This is a genomic window from Serratia sp. CY84636 (assembly GCF_052166245.1).
Classification (GTDB): domain Bacteria; phylum Pseudomonadota; class Gammaproteobacteria; order Enterobacterales; family Enterobacteriaceae; genus Serratia; species Serratia nevei.
Genome location: NZ_JBJNOX010000002.1, coordinates 1512120 through 1526777, shown reverse-complemented (window position 1 = coordinate 1526777; position 14658 = coordinate 1512120). Strand labels below are relative to the sequence as shown.

The 14658-nt window shown below is 60.3% G+C and carries 11 protein-coding genes; 10 read left to right on the top strand and 1 reads right to left on the bottom strand.

The genetic code is table 11. The features are described 5' to 3' along the window. Positions 1-52 precede the first annotated feature (52 nt). Genes vgrG through ACJ8QI_RS11705 form a run of 10 tightly spaced genes read left to right on the top strand, consistent with a single transcriptional unit; the run spans position 53 to position 13953 of the window. Positions 53-2314, top strand: coding sequence for a type VI secretion system tip protein VgrG (gene vgrG, locus ACJ8QI_RS11750; protein ID WP_060420442.1), 2262 nt, complete (start codon positions 53-55; stop codon positions 2312-2314). 12 nt (positions 2315-2326) lie between these two features. Beyond that, positions 2327-4552, top strand: coding sequence for a DUF2169 domain-containing protein (locus ACJ8QI_RS11745; RefSeq protein ID WP_442532524.1), 2226 nt, complete (start codon positions 2327-2329; stop codon positions 4550-4552). Further along, on the top strand, positions 4542-5696 hold the full coding sequence (locus ACJ8QI_RS11740; RefSeq protein ID WP_442532523.1) for a pentapeptide repeat-containing protein: 1155 nt from the start codon (positions 4542-4544) through the stop codon (positions 5694-5696). The genes ACJ8QI_RS11745 and ACJ8QI_RS11740 overlap by 11 nt, the downstream gene beginning before the upstream one ends. Beyond that, positions 5689-6303 carry a DUF3540 domain-containing protein gene (locus ACJ8QI_RS11735; protein ID WP_087763130.1) on the top strand — a complete coding sequence of 205 codons (615 nt, stop codon included), beginning with the start codon at positions 5689-5691 and terminating at the stop codon, positions 6301-6303. Before ACJ8QI_RS11740 ends, ACJ8QI_RS11735 begins: the two co-directional genes overlap by 8 nt. 6 nt (positions 6304-6309) lie before the next feature. Further along, positions 6310-6675 carry a PAAR-like domain-containing protein gene (locus ACJ8QI_RS11730; RefSeq protein ID WP_038872288.1) on the top strand — a complete coding sequence of 122 codons (366 nt, stop codon included), beginning with the start codon at positions 6310-6312 and terminating at the stop codon, positions 6673-6675. Positions 6676-6684: 9 nt separating this feature from the next. Further along, a complete protein-coding gene (locus ACJ8QI_RS11725; RefSeq protein WP_442532522.1) occupies positions 6685-7191 on the top strand; it encodes a type VI secretion lipoprotein TssJ in 507 nt (168 codons plus the stop codon). A gap of 1 nt (position 7192) precedes the next feature. Continuing rightward, positions 7193-8551 carry a type VI secretion system baseplate subunit TssK gene (tssK, locus tag ACJ8QI_RS11720; protein ID WP_038872282.1) on the top strand — a complete coding sequence of 453 codons (1359 nt, stop codon included), beginning with the start codon at positions 7193-7195 and terminating at the stop codon, positions 8549-8551. Beyond that, positions 8548-10059, top strand: coding sequence for a type IVB secretion system protein IcmH/DotU (icmH, locus tag ACJ8QI_RS11715; RefSeq protein ID WP_089186149.1), 1512 nt, complete (start codon positions 8548-8550; stop codon positions 10057-10059). Before tssK ends, icmH begins: the two co-directional genes overlap by 4 nt. A gap of 35 nt (positions 10060-10094) precedes the next feature. Continuing rightward, complete coding sequence (tssM, locus tag ACJ8QI_RS11710) at positions 10095-13574, top strand: type VI secretion system membrane subunit TssM (RefSeq protein WP_442532521.1); 3480 nt, start codon at positions 10095-10097, stop codon at positions 13572-13574. Between the two features lie 25 nt (positions 13575-13599). Next, positions 13600-13953 (top strand): DUF6277 family protein, encoded by a 354-nt coding sequence (locus tag ACJ8QI_RS11705; protein ID WP_004935323.1) that lies wholly within the window; start codon positions 13600-13602, stop codon positions 13951-13953. A gap of 264 nt (positions 13954-14217) precedes the next feature. Here ACJ8QI_RS11705 and ACJ8QI_RS11700 read toward each other — a convergent pair whose 3' ends face one another. Continuing rightward, positions 14218-14445 carry a hypothetical protein gene (locus ACJ8QI_RS11700; RefSeq protein ID WP_019453435.1) on the bottom strand — a complete coding sequence of 76 codons (228 nt, stop codon included), beginning with the start codon at positions 14443-14445 and terminating at the stop codon, positions 14218-14220. Positions 14446-14658 lie beyond the last annotated feature (213 nt).

Sequence of the window (14658 nt, the reverse complement as noted above, 5' to 3'; positions counted from 1 at the left end):
CGCCGGCCCGCAAACGCGGGGCGGGGTTCGATATCGGATCAGAGAGGTTGTTATGCCTTTAATCGAAATTGATAACCCGGTGTTAGCCGAATTAAATGCGTTTCCACTCAGCTTCACCACCCAAGAAGGGTTGTCGAGCAACTCGCAATATTCGCTCGAATTCGAATGCGAACAGGCGGACGTGGATTATGAATCCTTGCTGGGTGAAGGGATCCGCATCCAGATAGAAAGGCCGGATTTCGGCTCGCGGCCTTTCTACGCTTACGTGATCGGCGCGTCCGATGCGGGGCAGCATCAGGATAAGTTCGTGTACAAACTGGAGCTGAGCACCTGGCTGTGGTTTTTGATGCAGAACCGCAACAGCCGTATTTTCCAGGATCTGAACGTGCTCGACATCATCGAGCAAATCTTCTCTCGCTATGGCTTTGCCGACTACCGTCTGGATATTCAAGGCACCTATCCGACGCGTGAGTATTGCGTGCAATTTTCCGAAACGGATTTTGCGTTTATCAGCCGCCTGCTGGAAGACGAAGGCATCTGGTATTACTTCGATCACGCCGAGGATAAGCACACGCTGGTGATCACCGACCGGCAGGATTTCGACGATCTGGATTTCGGTTACGCCGTGTTGCCGTTCATGCCGGACAGCGAAGAAAACCGCGCTATCCGCGAAGGGATCCAGCGCATCCAGCGTTCCCGCAAAGTGCGTCCGAATGAAATCGTGCTGCGCGACTTCGACTTCCAGAACCCGCGCAAGAACCTGCAAACCAAGGTGGAAGAGAGCCGCCTCGGCCTGCAGAACACGCCGCTGGAGTGGTACGACTACGCGGCGGGCTATGTGGATACTGAACGCGGCGAGAATCTGGCGCGTTTGCGCCTGGAAGAAATGCAAAGCGACGGCCACCTGCTGTTTGGCGAGAGCAACGCCGTCGGGTTGATGGCCGGCAAGGACTTCTCCTTGATTTTGCACCCGGACGCCAACCGCAACCGCCGCTTCAAACTGACCCGCTGCGACTATGTGTTCGTGCAAGATGGCCCCGACAGCAGCAGCGACGGCCGCAACGTGACCTGCCGTTTCAACGCGTTGAACGACGACGTGGCGTTCCGCCCGCTGCGCGAGACGCCCAAGCCGCAGATGCCGGGCATCCAGAGCGCCACCGTGGTCGGCGCACCCAATTCCGAAGTGCATACCGACAAGTTTGCGCGCATTCGCGTGCACTTCCACTGGGATCGCTACAAAACCACCGAGGAAGACAGCTCGTGCTGGATCCGCGTGGTGCAGGCCTGGGCGGGGAAAGGCTGGGGCGTGATCGCCATGCCGCGCGTCGGCCAGGAAGTGTTGGTGACCTATGTCGACGGCGATCTCGATCGCCCGATGGTGACAGGTATCGTTTATAACGGCGATAACCCGCCGCCTTATCAACTGCCTGAATACATCAACTACTCGGGGATGGTGTCGCGCTCGCTGCGCTTCGGCAAACCGCAGCATGCCAGCCAGCTGACCTTCGACGACAACCGCAACAACGAACGCGTCATGCTGCACGCCGAACGCGATCTGCAAACCACGGTCGAGCGCAACCAGGCCACCGAGGTGGGGATGGACAAGTTCGACATCATCCGCCGCACCTTTACGGACTGGTTCACCAACCACGTTTCTTACAAGGATTACGTCTTCAGCATTACCGGATTTAACGCGTCGATCACCGGCGTCAGCGCCTCACTGACCGGCGTCAGTCTTAGCGCCACCGGGGTCAGCACCTCGTTTACCGGCGTCAGCACCTCGTTCACCGGCGTGAGCACGTCGTTTACCGGCGTGAGCACGTCGTTCACCGGGTTGAGCACGTCATTTACCGGGCAGAGCACCAGCTGCACCGGCGTCTCCAACTCGATGACCGGCGAAAGTAACTCCTTCACCAGCATCAGCAACAGCATGACCGGCGAGAGCAACAGCTATACCACGGTCAGCACCAGCCAGACCGGCAGCAGCACCAGCTTTACCGGCGTGAGCGTGAGCACCACCGGCTCATCGACCAGCACCACCGGCTGCAGTATCAGCACCACCGGTTCGTCGACCAGCACCACCGGTTGCAGCATCAGCACCACCGGCAGCAGCGTGAGCACCACCGGCAGCAGCGTCGGCACTACCGGCAGCAGCGTCAGCAGCACTGGCAGCAGCGTCAGCAATACCGGTAGCAGCGTCAGCAATACCGGCAGCAGCACCAGCACGACGGGGGTGTCCATCAGCTACACCGGCGCGTCACTGTCCGAGACCGGCGTCGATTTGAAAAAAGTCGGGATGCAAAGCAAAAACTAACGAGGCGCGGCAATGAGAATCATACGGCCACAGCAATTGGTGGCGATTAAAGGAAGTTACCAGATCGGCACAGACAGCAGGCTCGGCATCAGCGTCGTGGCCGGATGCTACCTGTCCCGACCGGAACACTTCGTGAACGAAGCCGAAATCTGGGAGGCGTGGAAACGCGCGCCGCTCAGCCTGCCGGTGCTGGATGTGGCCGAGCCGAAGCCGTTCGCCGAATACCTGATCGCCGGCCATGCCGGCATCGGTCAGCCGGTAAAAACGCTGGACGTCAGCGCCGACATCGGCGGGCTTAAGCGCCGTTGGCGGGTCGAGGGCGAGGGCCGACGCGGCGCGATGGGGGCGGAACCTTTCCTCAGCGTGCCGCTGGATCACACCTCGGCCTGGGGCGGGAAAGACAACAAGGAGAATCCGTTGGGGCGCGGTTGCAATGATGGGCTGCGGCCGCTGCTGATGACCTTGTCCGCCGAGGGCTCCGCACAGGAACGCTCCCCGTTGGCGGCGCCGGCGCCGGTGCCGCACGAGTTTTTGCTGCGTAAGGCGCACATCGACAAGGTGGCGGGCCAGATCGCCAACAAAGCGTATCTGGAAACGGCTTTCCCCGGATTGCCGGCCGATATCGATCGGCGCTACTACCAGATGGCGCCGCCGGCGCAGTGGCTGCCGGAAGCGGCGTGGCCGGATAGGGTGCCCTTTGAACTGCAGGGCGTCGGCGCGCAGAGCCAGGCGATACGCGGCGAGCTGCCGGCGGTGCGCGGGCGGGCATTCATCGGCCGCCACGATAGCGAAGGCCTCGAGGAAATCGAACTGCAGCGAAAAACGCTGTGGTTCCTGCCCGACAGCGACATGGCGCTGATTATTTTCACCGGCAATGCGCCGCTGACGCATCTTCTGGACGAGTCCATCGAGTCCCTGATGCTGGCGTTGGATCGTTGCGACGCGCCGCGCCCGTTCGATTATTTCCGGCAGGTGCACCATAAGCGTAGCGACGACGAGGCTTCGCCCTTCGAGTTCCTGTTCGATCCGGATCTGATGCCGGCGGAGATGGGGCTGAACGTCATCCAGGCGGCGTCGGATCACCCCAGCGATCTGCGTTACGATCCGTCGCCCACGTCTTTGGGCGACTCCGCCGTTTTCTATCAACGCATTCGCGAGGCGATTGCCTTGCACCAGCAACAGACGGCGGCGGAGCCCGCCCCCGTGACGTTGCCCGATTTGCCGGATCTGCCTGCCGAAGAGGGTAACGACGCGTTTTTCCCCGCTAGCGCGACCGTGGAAGGGAAAACCTTCACCGGATTGCGCAGCCCTGCGCTGTCGGACAAGCATTTTCTGCAATGCCGTTTTGAGCGCTGCGATTTTTCACAGGCCGTTCTGGAGAACTGCACCTTCGAAAACTGCGTTTTTGATGCGGTCAACCTGACGCAGGCGGCGCTGCGCCGGATCCGCATGGTGTCGTGCACCCTGCAAAAGCCGCTGATGGCGGAAAGCGTATGGCAGGAGGTGGTCCTCGAAAAAGTGACGCTGGAAGAGCCGCAGGGGCAAGGCATGCGGGCCGAGGGCGTGAAGCTCGATTACTGCGTCTTCGAGCGGGGAGATTTCACCGCGAGCCGCTTTGAGCGCGGGGCGATTGGCAACGGCATGTTCAACGGCTCGACGCTGATCCGCGCGCAATTCCTGCAAGGGGAGCTGGACGCCTGCGTCTTCAACCGCTGTCTGGCCGAGGGGGCGGTGGCGCTGGATATGGCGTTAACCAAGAACTCGTTTCTTGGCGGCAATTGGCGCGGCGTGCGCTTCGAACGTTGCCGAATCGAGAGCATGACGGCGGGGATGCAGGTGAATTTCTCCCACGGCGTGTTCAGCGACTGCTGCTTCACCAAAGTGGGGCTGAAAGCGGCGCGTATGGAGAGGTGTCAGCTGCAGTACAGCGTTTTCACCGAATGCAATTTCGACGAGGCCGACCTGACGGCTTGCGCGATCGTCGGCTGCGACCTGGCCGGCGTGCGGTTTAAAGACAGCGTGCTGGCGCACGCCCGCTGGCAAAACAGCAGCGCCCAGCAAGCCATGTTTTATAACGCCGATTTGCGCGATGCGGGATTTGAGCAGTGCAACCTGGCGGCGGCGAATCTGGCGATGACCTGGCAGGACGCCGGCACCCGTTTCAGCGGGTGTTTGCTGGAGCGGGCGTGCTGGGTACCGCGCAGAATTATTCAGGGGGACTATGCGCATGAAAACTGAAAGCCGCGTGATTCAGCAGGCCCTGCCTGACACCGAGGTGATTGAGCTGGAGGTCGCTCAGGCGGTGTCGCAGACGCCGCCCCTGCCGCGAACCTTCAAAAAGCGGCGCTTCCACGATCGCGAGCTGAAAGGGCTGACGCTGAGCGACTGTTCTTTCATCGACTGCCATTTCGAGCGCGTCACGTTTGAAGGATGCGATTTGCGGGCGGTGCGCTTTGAGGGCTGCACCCTGAACGAGGTCAACGTGGTCGGCGGCAGCTTGCTGCGCCTGTCGTTCAACGAATGCCGGTTTGACAACCTGACGCTGCAACGGGGGCTGCTGTGCAATCTGGCGTGCAACGACACCACGCTGCGTGGGTGCTACATCGGCGACTGTCTGCTGGACGACTGCAGTTTGATCCAGTGCGAGGTCAACGGGGCGGAAGTCGAGCGCAGCAGCCTGGGGCACCTGGCCGTGCAGTCCAGCACCCTGACCAACATGATGTTCCAACAGGACATCATTCAGGACGCCAACTGGTATGCCTGTCAACTCACGCAGTGCCTGTGGCAGGCATCGACCCTCGAACGCCACATCATGGGGAGCTGCCGGCTGGAGAAATGCAGCTGGCAGACGATCGAGGGGCAGGCGCGCATCTGGTTCACCTGCCGCCTGTCGGGCTGCAACCTGGCCCAGCTGCGGCTGCAGGGCGCCAGCTTTCACCGCAGCGAGCTGGAAGGGTGCTCGTTCGCCGACAGCGATCTGACGTCGGCGATCTTTGCCGAAGTGCAGGCGCTGCGCTGCGATTTCGAGCGCGCGACGCTGACTCTGGCGCAGGCGCAGAAGGCCCGGTTCAGCGAATGCGCGATGAACGGCGCCCACTGGGGGCGCGCCAGGCTGACGCAGGCGGAGTTCATGGCGTGCGATCTGGCGCTGGCCAACATGGAACAGGCCGAGATGCGGGAGGCGAACCTGATGGAACAGCCGTTGACCGCCGCCCAGCAACAGAGCGCCCGCCTGCATGGGGCGAAGCGTCATCGCGCCGAAAATGTGCCGCTTACCGCCGATCCGTTCTTGAGTGCGATCGACGCCTGGTATGCGCATCAACAACCGGGACCGCGGCAACCGTCGTATCAACGGCCAACAGGAGTAAGCAGATATGTATAAGTCCAGAAGAGAGCATCAGAAGGTCTATGCCAACGCCAGGGTGACGCCTTTGCAGTTGGTGCGCAGCGCTCCGCTTGCCGAACAAGGGGGGCGCAAGGTGGTGACGCTGGCGGCCGACGCCAATGGCGGCCTGTATGTCGATGGCATGCGCGCCCACTGCCTGGCGGTCGCCACCAGCTGCCTGGTTCAGCCGCTGGCGGGCGATCGCGTTTGCGTCATCGTCGACGGCGACAAATTGGTCATTACCGAGATCCTGTCGCGACAACAGGCGCACGCCGTCATGACGCTGGACAGCCGCAGCGCCAACTTGCGCATCGTGGCGCCGGAGATCGAACTGCAAGGCGGCAAGCGGCTGACGTTGCGCAGCCCGCACTTTACGCTGCTGACGCGCAGCAGCCGCTGGGTCGCCGAAACGCTGCACCAAATCTCTCAACGCCTGTTTGTGCGCAGCAAGCACGCAAACCGGCGGGTGGAGGAAACCGACGAGGTGCTGGCGAAGCACATCATTCAGGATGCCCGGCAATCCCTCGTCATCAACAGTGAAATTGGTTCCCTGAAGTCTTCGGCGGTGCTGAAGATCGACGGCGGCCAGATACATATGGGGTAAGTCATCATGACCGCAGCCAACAACAACACGGCCGGGATCAGCTTCGCCGGCTGTGACCCGATGATCCCGGCGCCGGGCCCGAATACCGCGCCCAACAATACCGGCATACCGAACGTGCCTAACTATTTCCTTTGCGGCGGCAATGAACAGAACATCGGCAGCATTCGCGTGGCCACCGTCGATTCGGGCGGGGTGATCGGCGCCGCCTCGGGGACGCATTCGGCACAGATGCAGCCGATGCAGGGGTCGGGGAAGTATTTCACCGGCGGCATGCCGGTCACGCGGTTAGGTGATTCCAGCACGACGAACAACAACAACATGGTCGCCACTCAGGTCGCGCCGAGCCAGACCAAATGTTTCGTTAATGCATAGGAGTTCAGCATGGTGAAGACGCTCCGGGGGATCGCGGCAGGGGGACTGTTGGCGGTGGGGATGCTGAGCGGGTGCAGCTGGTTTTCTCACGACGAGGCTGCCGATGAGGGGCGTCGATTGCGGTTTATCGATGTCGAGGTGACCGCCAACGACAACGTGAACCCGAATGCGGCCGGGGAGGCGCAGCCGGTCAAGGTGTGCGTCATCGAAACCAATCGCTCGGGGTGGATGCCCGAGGGGATTGGCGATGGCGCCCCTTGCCGGGAGACGGCACCGTCGGAAGGGGCGCTGAGCCGGCACCAGAGCATTTTGCAACCGAGGGAGACGCTGCGTTATCGCTTCGAGGTGCCGGCGGGGCAAGAGCGATGGGTCGTCGTGGGGGCGGAATTTCAGCAAATCAGCGGGGTATTGCCGCTCGCCGAGCAAAAATCGCCCGCGCAGGCTGATTCGCAAATGAAGGTGATGGTGGGGATGACGTCACTCAGCATAGTGACTAACGACAAAATGGATGAATGACATGTTACCTAAACAACGCGTCGCCTGGGTAGAAGGCATGTTGATGGAACCGCAGCATTTCCAGCAGCAGGAACGTTTTTTCGAGCACTTGATTGAAGCGCGCTTGCGCAGCGTCGAAACCTTTACCTGGGGGTTCCTGACGCTGGAAATCGACAACGGGCTATTGGAGCAGGGCAAGTTTGCGCTGAAGAAAGCCAAGGGCGTTTTCCCCGACGGCACGGCGTTCAGCATGCCTGAGGATATTCCGCTGCCGCCACCGCTGGTGCTGGGAGAGGGCTGCCAGGGGAAAGTGGTGTGCCTGTCCGTGCTGATGGACATTGCCGGCAATGCCCAGATCGATCTTATCCAGGATGAGCGGAAAAGCAGCCGTTTTCGCACCATGGACGCCGACGTGCCGGATCGCAACCACGGCGTCAGCCTGGAGGGAACACCGCGCGTGTGCACGATGCAGCTGGGGAGCCTGGTGACGCGGCTAAGCCTGGAAGATGCGGTCAGCAGCGCGGAAAGCGTGCTGCCGGTCGGCTTCGTGCGCGAACTCACCAGCGATCGTCGGGTGCTGCTGGATGAGCGCGCCCTGCCGCCGATGTTGGACTTCCGCGCCATCGGCTGGCTGCCCGCGTTCACCACCGAATTGCTTGGGCTGATCAGCCAGCGTCTGGAGTCGGTGTTCCGTCCGGATGTGCATATGACGATCGGCGGGCTGTCCGAGCTGCTGGAACTGCTGCTGCTGCAAACCTTGAGCGAATTCAATTTGCGCATCAGCCAACTGTTGGCCAGCCCGCAGGTGCATCCAGAAACCCTGTTCGACACGTTGTTGAGCCTGCTGGGGCGGCTCAGCATCATTCCCGGCGGCGAGCGGCTCTGGGACCGGGCCGATTTGGTGTATCTGCACGATGAGCCGCACAACTGCTATTTCCAGCTGTTCGCCTCGATTCGCCGCGCGCTGTCGCTGGTGATCGAAGCGCCGGCGGTGGCGCTGCCGTTTATCGATCGCGGCGACAGCATCTACCTGTGCCCGAACGACTCGCAGCTGCGGCTGGAAAAACTGGTGTTTGCCGTCAGCTGCGGTTTGTCCATCGAGCATCTGCGTTCGTACTTCCCCGCGCAGGTCAAGCTGGGGCCGGTCGAGAAAATCATTCAGCTGATCGATCTTCAATTACCGGGCGCTCGCTTGCTGCCGATGGCTTCGCCGCCGCGGCACATACCGTATTACCCGAACAGCATCTATTTCGAGGTGGATCATGCCGACCCGATTTACAAGGAAATGATGGGCGGCTCGGCGATGGCGCTCAGCATCGTGGGTGATTTCCCGGACCTGCGTTTTGACGTCTGGGGATTAAGGCAAGGGAGGGTGGGATGAACGAATTCGAGAGGAAAATCCGCGAGGCGATGGCGGTAACGCGCAACAACGCGACCCCGCGTCTCCCCACGTCCGGCTCGGTGGGCAAAACCACGGCGGAAATCGCCGCGCTGTCCTTCGGCGCGCGGGCGTTGGCCGCCAAGCTGCGGCCGGGAAGCGCCGGGGTGGCGGCGCCCCCCGAACCCAAACCTTATGAAGCAGAAACCGCCGTCCCGGAAAGCGTCGAACCCGCGCCTGGCGATCGCCAGGCCGATGCGGCGCCGACCTCGAGCGGGCTGTTTGGCCGCGCCGCGCTGAGCAAGCCCGGCGTAATGATGGGCCACTGGGACAACCCGCTGATCGCCGCCGCCATTCCGGTATTGCTGCAGGTGGAGCGGGTGCGCGATCAGAAACAGCTGAACCCGGCGGCGGTGCGTGCGCAGATCGTGCGGGAGATCCAACAATTCCAGCAGACGTTGCTGGCGGATCACGTTGCGCCGGGCGATGTGGACAAGCTGGCCTATCTGCTGTGTTCCTACGTGGACGAGTGCTGCATGAGCACGCTGGAGTCCGGGGAACTGAACCTCAGCCTGCTGGTGGAGTTTTATCGCGATGCCTGGGGTGGGGAAAAATGCTTCGAGCACCTGCAAGAGTATCTGGCCGCCTCGCCGCGCAACAAGGAGATCCTGGCGTTTTACGATCTGATCCTGTCGCTGGGGTTTGAGGGGCAGTTCCACGTGATGGAGCGCGGCGCGGTGCTGTTGGCCGACGTGCGCAATCGCCTTGACGGTTATCTGTACAGCCAGAATCCGACGCAGACGCTGGCCGATGCCGAACCGAGCAAAGTGGTGCGCAAGGCCACCCGTATCACGCCGCTCAAACTGCTGTGCTACGGCCTGGCGATAGCGCTGCTGGCGTATGCCTCGGCCGCCTGGTATCTGCATGACCAGTCCCGCGCGCTGCGCAACGCCATTCTGGCCTGGACGCCGCCGCAGCCGCGCAAAATCAACATTATGGAGACGCTGCCGCAGCCGCTGCCGCAAATCCTCAGCGAAGGGTGGCTGGAGGTGCGCGCCGATCCGCGCGGCTGGCTGTTGATCTTCACCTCCGACGGCGCCTTTGCCACCGGGCAGTCGAAGCTGTCGGAAGAGTTTAAAAAGAAACGCAATATTGAGCGTCTGGGGGAAGCGCTGGCGCCGTGGCCAGGCGATCTGGAGGTGATCGGGCATACCGACAACAAACCGTATCGCAACACCTCCAACAACTCCAACCTGAAACTGTCGGAAGCCCGCGCGCAGACGGTGGCCGACAAGCTGCGGGAATCATTGGCCAACAGTAAATACAACCGCACCGTGACGTCGGTCGGCAAGGGCGATCAGGAGCCGCTGGACGACAACGCGACGGAAGAAGGGCGCCGCCGCAACCGCCGGGTGGACATCCTTTGGAAAATCGGCGAGAGGGAGATGGCTTCACCGTCTGCCACGTTGAATCAGGCAGGGGTAGCCGCCGAGGTCCCCGAGGATAACTAAGACATCCGTCGGCGTAGAGATAATAAGGAAATTATATGATACGTAGATCATTCATATTGGTGATTGCCTTGCTGCTGTGTGCGGTGGTGTGGTGGATTGGGCCGCTGATCGCCATCGGCACCTACCGGCCGCTGCTGTCGGTCTGGGTCAGAGGCATCATCATCGCCCTGATCCTGTGCTGGGCGCTGTGGCCGTTCGTGGCGACGTTTTTATCCTGGGTGTTCCGCCACGCGCGGGCGCCGGCCCCGGCTAAAAGAAAAACCGCGCAGCGAGATCGCGTGACCTCGCGTTTTTACGACGCCTTGCGCACCTTGCAATACGTCGGCACGTCGAAGCAGCGCACCCCCTGGCAGCGTTTCAAATACCGCCTGGCGCGCCGTTATATCAGTGAAAAGCCCTGGTTCCTCGTCATTGGGCCGCCGGGCAGCGGCAAAACCTCGCTGATCGGCGAAAGCGGCGAACGTTTCTTGCTGGCTGAACACTATGGCCTGCAGCAGACCGTGGACGTCGGGCCGACCCAGGATTGCAACTGGTGGCTGGCGGAGAACTCGGTGTATGTGGACACCTCCGGTGAATGGCTGCAGCTGAACGGCCTTGGCGAAGACGGCGCCAGGGCGCGCGATACCCTGTTCAAACTGATCCGGCGCCACCGCCGCCATCCGGGCATCGACGGCATCATGCTGTGCCTGGATGCACGCTGGCTGCTGCATGCCTCGCTGACGGAAAGAAAATCCGTCGCCGATGCGCTGCGCGTGCGCCTGCTGGAAATGGCCTCATGGTTCCGCTGCGAGCTGCCGGTCTATCTTACCATCAGCCACCTCGATCAACTGGTCGGCGGCGAGACCTTCCTGTCGATGCTGGGCGACGACCTGTTGCAAAAAGGGATGGGGTTCAGCCTGAACCGGGCCGAACAGGGCGAAACCCCGTTCGAGCAGTATGAAGATCTCTACCGGGAGATGGTGGCGCGCGTCAGCCATCACGTGCTCGAACTGCTGCACGATGCGCCGGACGGCCAGAACCGCCAACAGCTGCTGTTCTTCACCGAGTCGTTGGGATCGCTGGGCAACCCGCTGTATTCGCTGCTGGAGCAGATTTTCCCGCAAACGCCGGTGGGCTACGCCTGCCATTTGCAACAGGTATGGCTGGGCAGCACCATCGCCTTGCCGCCGCAGGGCGCGATTTATAACGCGGAAGCGGCGGATATCTATGAAGCCCGTCCCACCGGGCGCATTTACCACCCAGAGCTGAATTACGCCAGGCAGGAGCGCGGGGTGCTGCAACAGTCTTCTCACGCCAGGCCGCTCGGCAGCCGCATGAGTTCCCTGGGCCGCTATGTGCTGGTGCTGGTGCTGCTGGCGGTCTCTTTTAACCTGCTGGCGATGCGTTACCTGTGGGAGAGCGATTACATCTCTTACATTGCGGCGCGCTTTGACGAAACGAAGCGCATCGTGCGCGAAATACCGGTCACGAATCGCGTCAGCGACGATGTCATCTCCGCCTATGAGCAGCTGGGATACATGAACGCGCAGCTGGGCGGTGAGGTTTCGCCGGTGCCGAATCCCTATTTCGAGCACAAGCTGATCAACAGCGCGGCGCAAAAGACCTACCAACGCCATTTGCTGCAGATCTTCTGGCCGGCGGTGGAAAACTATATCGCGGACGAACTCAAGAATGACGTTTCGGCGTCCAACAAGGACGTCTACGGCACGCTGAAAGTGTATCTGATGATGGGCGAACCCTCGCACCGTTCTGCCGAGGCGCTGGTCGACTGGTTCATGACGCGCTGGGATAGCTTTATGCCGCAGGGCTACACCGACATGAACAAAGGCATTTTCGCTTACCACCTGCGGGAAATGTTCTCTCTGCCGAATGCGCCGGTCATGAAAATGAACGGTGACCTGCTGCGCCTGGCGCGGGTGAAAGCGATGAATATTCCGATGCAGGTCAGGGTGGTGCGCCGCATCGAAGAGAAACCGCTACCGGCGGCGATCAACGACATTTCATTGGCCGACGCCGCGGGGCCGAACGTGTCATTGATGCTGCGCCGCAAGAGCCAGGCGACGGTCACCGATACCGCCGTGCCGGGGTTCTATACCCGCGCCAGCTACCGCGATGTCTTCCTGGCACAGCTCGATGACGCCGCCAAAGACATGATCGAAGAAGAGTCCTGGGTGCTGCGCGACAGCGCGGAAGGGAAAAACGCGGTGAACTCGCTGGCTTCGGCGCAGAAGCTGGCCGACGAGGCGAGGAAGCTTTACCTCATCGAGTATGCGGACAAATGGGATGCCTTCATGCGCGACGTGCGAGCCCGGCCGGTCAACGGGCTGGAGGATGCGGCGATATTGGCGCGCCAGCTGTCCGATCCTTCATCCCCGCTGGCCAACCTGGTGCGTTTTGCCGCGCGTGAAACCAGCATGACCGGCACCAACCAGGGCGATGCGGCGAGCTGGTTCGATCGCCAGCGCAATCGTATTGAACAGCAGCGGCGTGACATTCTCGGCGAGATTTCCGGCGAGCGCGCGCGTTTTCGTCTCACGCCGGAACGCGCGGTGGAAGACCGTTTTGAGCTGCTTCGCCGCCTGGGGTATCAGCTGTTGCAGACCACCAACGCCAGCAACGATCCGCTGAGCCGCAGTTTCGAAGCGCTGTACAGCCAGCTGACCACGCTCTCCACCTCATTGCGCGGTGGCCAGGTGGTGCCCGCCGGCGGCACGCTGAAGCGGCTGCAGCTGGATGCGGCGCGTCAGCCGGAACCGGTGCGCAGCGTCATGATGGATCTGTTGCAGGTCGGCGACAGCCAAACGATCCAGCAGAGCCAGAAGAACCTGAGCAAAGGCGCTTCATCGCTGGCTTCCGGGCTGTGCAAGGGCAGCATCAGCGGGCGCTATCCGTTCTCGCGCAACGCCAGAGCGGAGGTCGGCATCGAGGACTTCTCGCGCATGTTTGGGCAGAACGGCGCCATGCAGCAGTTCTTCGATGAAAACCTGGCCGCTTACGTGGATATCAACGCGCAGAAATGGAATGCCAAACCGGGGTCTGAGGGGATCGTTAATGCGAGCACGCTCGGCGCGTTTGAAAATGCCCGTTTGATTCGCGACACCTTCTTCACCGCCGGCGACAAACTCTCGTTTTCCATGTTCATCAGGCCGCTGTCCCTGACGCCGACCATCACGGAAGCGACCCTGGACATCGATGGGCAGGTGATTAACTACAGCCATGGTTTTAGTCAGCCCACGCGTATCGATTGGCCCGGCCCGAAAGGCGGCAGCTATGTTCGGCTGACCTTCCGCACCGGCACCGGCCAGATCCAGGTCGCCAGTTTCGACGGGCCCTGGGCCTTATTCCGGATGTTCGATGCCAGCAATCCCGTGCCGCTTTCCAGCGACAGGCGAGAGCTGACGATGTCGATGTCGTCGGTGGTGGGCGTACTCAAACTGGAACTGCGCTCGACGATGAAAGATTTCCCACTTTGGTCACGGGCGTTGCGAGGATTCTCGTGCCCGAAAGCGATGTAAACACAACCGTAAAGAGGTGATAAACATGTTAGATCCAGCCAAAATTTTAGAAACCATGAAGGCCGGCGGCAATTTGGGCACCAACTCCCAATCGTCGCTGAGCCAGCCGTTTATGCAAGGCGTCAGCAATATTCAAATGTCGGGGCCGGATGCGGCCAAGTCGGTCATGAGTAACGTGACAAAATCTTGCGATGATATGTTCGGCAATATGAAGGGCATTTTTAATGGGCTGCAGTCGAATGTGAACGCACACCAAAAAATGCAAACGGGCGAACAGCCGAAAGATTTTAATGTTTCTATGGACGATCTTCGCCCGGCGATTGCGAAAGGGTTCCCGCACGAAATGGCGGACTTCTTTTCCAAAGTGCCGAAACTGTAATCTGCAACTCGGTGGGTAATTTACCGGGGGGCCGAAATGCCCCCTGGTATTCACAAGGAGAGGTGAGATGATCAACGAATGGATGTTAAAAAATGCCAACAAACGCATGGGCTTTTTTATTGTGGTGATCCCCAGCCTGTTTTTTTGGATGATGCTTTTTCTGACCTTTTATCTTTTTTGATTCTTTGAGGTAAAAAAAAAGCACCCGCTAAGGTGCTTAAAGTGAAACGAATTAAAAAAATAGGAAGGGATGAAAATGCGTTATTACAGTTTTGAAATGATCTGCAATCCGCTGGAGATCAGCGCATCGACGGCCAGACCAATACCTTTACCGATGGTGCCGACAACGGTTTTGGCATCCGGGTTAACACCGGCAATCGCGGAAATGGTATCAATACCGGTTCCAACTGCACTGCCAATCAGTGTCCCTACGTCACCAAAAAAACCAGCACCGTTCACTTGTTCAATTTCAATTGCGGATAGTTCTTTCATGATTGAAACTCCTTTTTCAGTTAGCCCTTTACTTCAGGCAATTTCATTATTGCAAATCAGGTCTTTTTTTCAACAGAAGTATTACTATTTTTTATACTATTCTGTTGTCTGTTATTTTAATTTCGTATCGTTAGAGTATATATTGCCGAAGCCTGATTTTCGTCTCCCCGTTCGTGCTGAATGAGGGATGCCGGTTTTAATTTTCAATCTGAA

Bases quoted from the DNA above. Each gene is read 5' to 3' on its own strand.
- vgrG (WP_060420442.1), top strand. From the start codon at position 53: ATGCCTTTAATCGAAATTGATAACCCGGTGTTAGCCGAATTAAATGCG.
- ACJ8QI_RS11745 (WP_442532524.1), top strand. From the start codon at position 2,327: ATGAGAATCATACGGCCACAGCAATTGGTGGCGATTAAAGGAAGTTAC.
- ACJ8QI_RS11740 (WP_442532523.1), top strand. From the start codon at position 4,542: ATGAAAACTGAAAGCCGCGTGATTCAGCAGGCCCTGCCTGACACCGAG.
- ACJ8QI_RS11735 (WP_087763130.1), top strand. From the start codon at position 5,689: ATGTATAAGTCCAGAAGAGAGCATCAGAAGGTCTATGCCAACGCCAGG.
- ACJ8QI_RS11730 (WP_038872288.1), top strand. From the start codon at position 6,310: ATGACCGCAGCCAACAACAACACGGCCGGGATCAGCTTCGCCGGCTGT.
- ACJ8QI_RS11725 (WP_442532522.1), top strand. From the start codon at position 6,685: ATGGTGAAGACGCTCCGGGGGATCGCGGCAGGGGGACTGTTGGCGGTG.
- tssK (WP_038872282.1), top strand. From the start codon at position 7,193: ATGTTACCTAAACAACGCGTCGCCTGGGTAGAAGGCATGTTGATGGAA.
- icmH (WP_089186149.1), top strand. From the start codon at position 8,548: ATGAACGAATTCGAGAGGAAAATCCGCGAGGCGATGGCGGTAACGCGC.
- tssM (WP_442532521.1), top strand. From the start codon at position 10,095: ATGATACGTAGATCATTCATATTGGTGATTGCCTTGCTGCTGTGTGCG.
- ACJ8QI_RS11705 (WP_004935323.1), top strand. From the start codon at position 13,600: ATGTTAGATCCAGCCAAAATTTTAGAAACCATGAAGGCCGGCGGCAAT.
- ACJ8QI_RS11700 (WP_019453435.1), bottom strand. From the start codon at position 14,445: ATGAAAGAACTATCCGCAATTGAAATTGAACAAGTGAACGGTGCTGGT.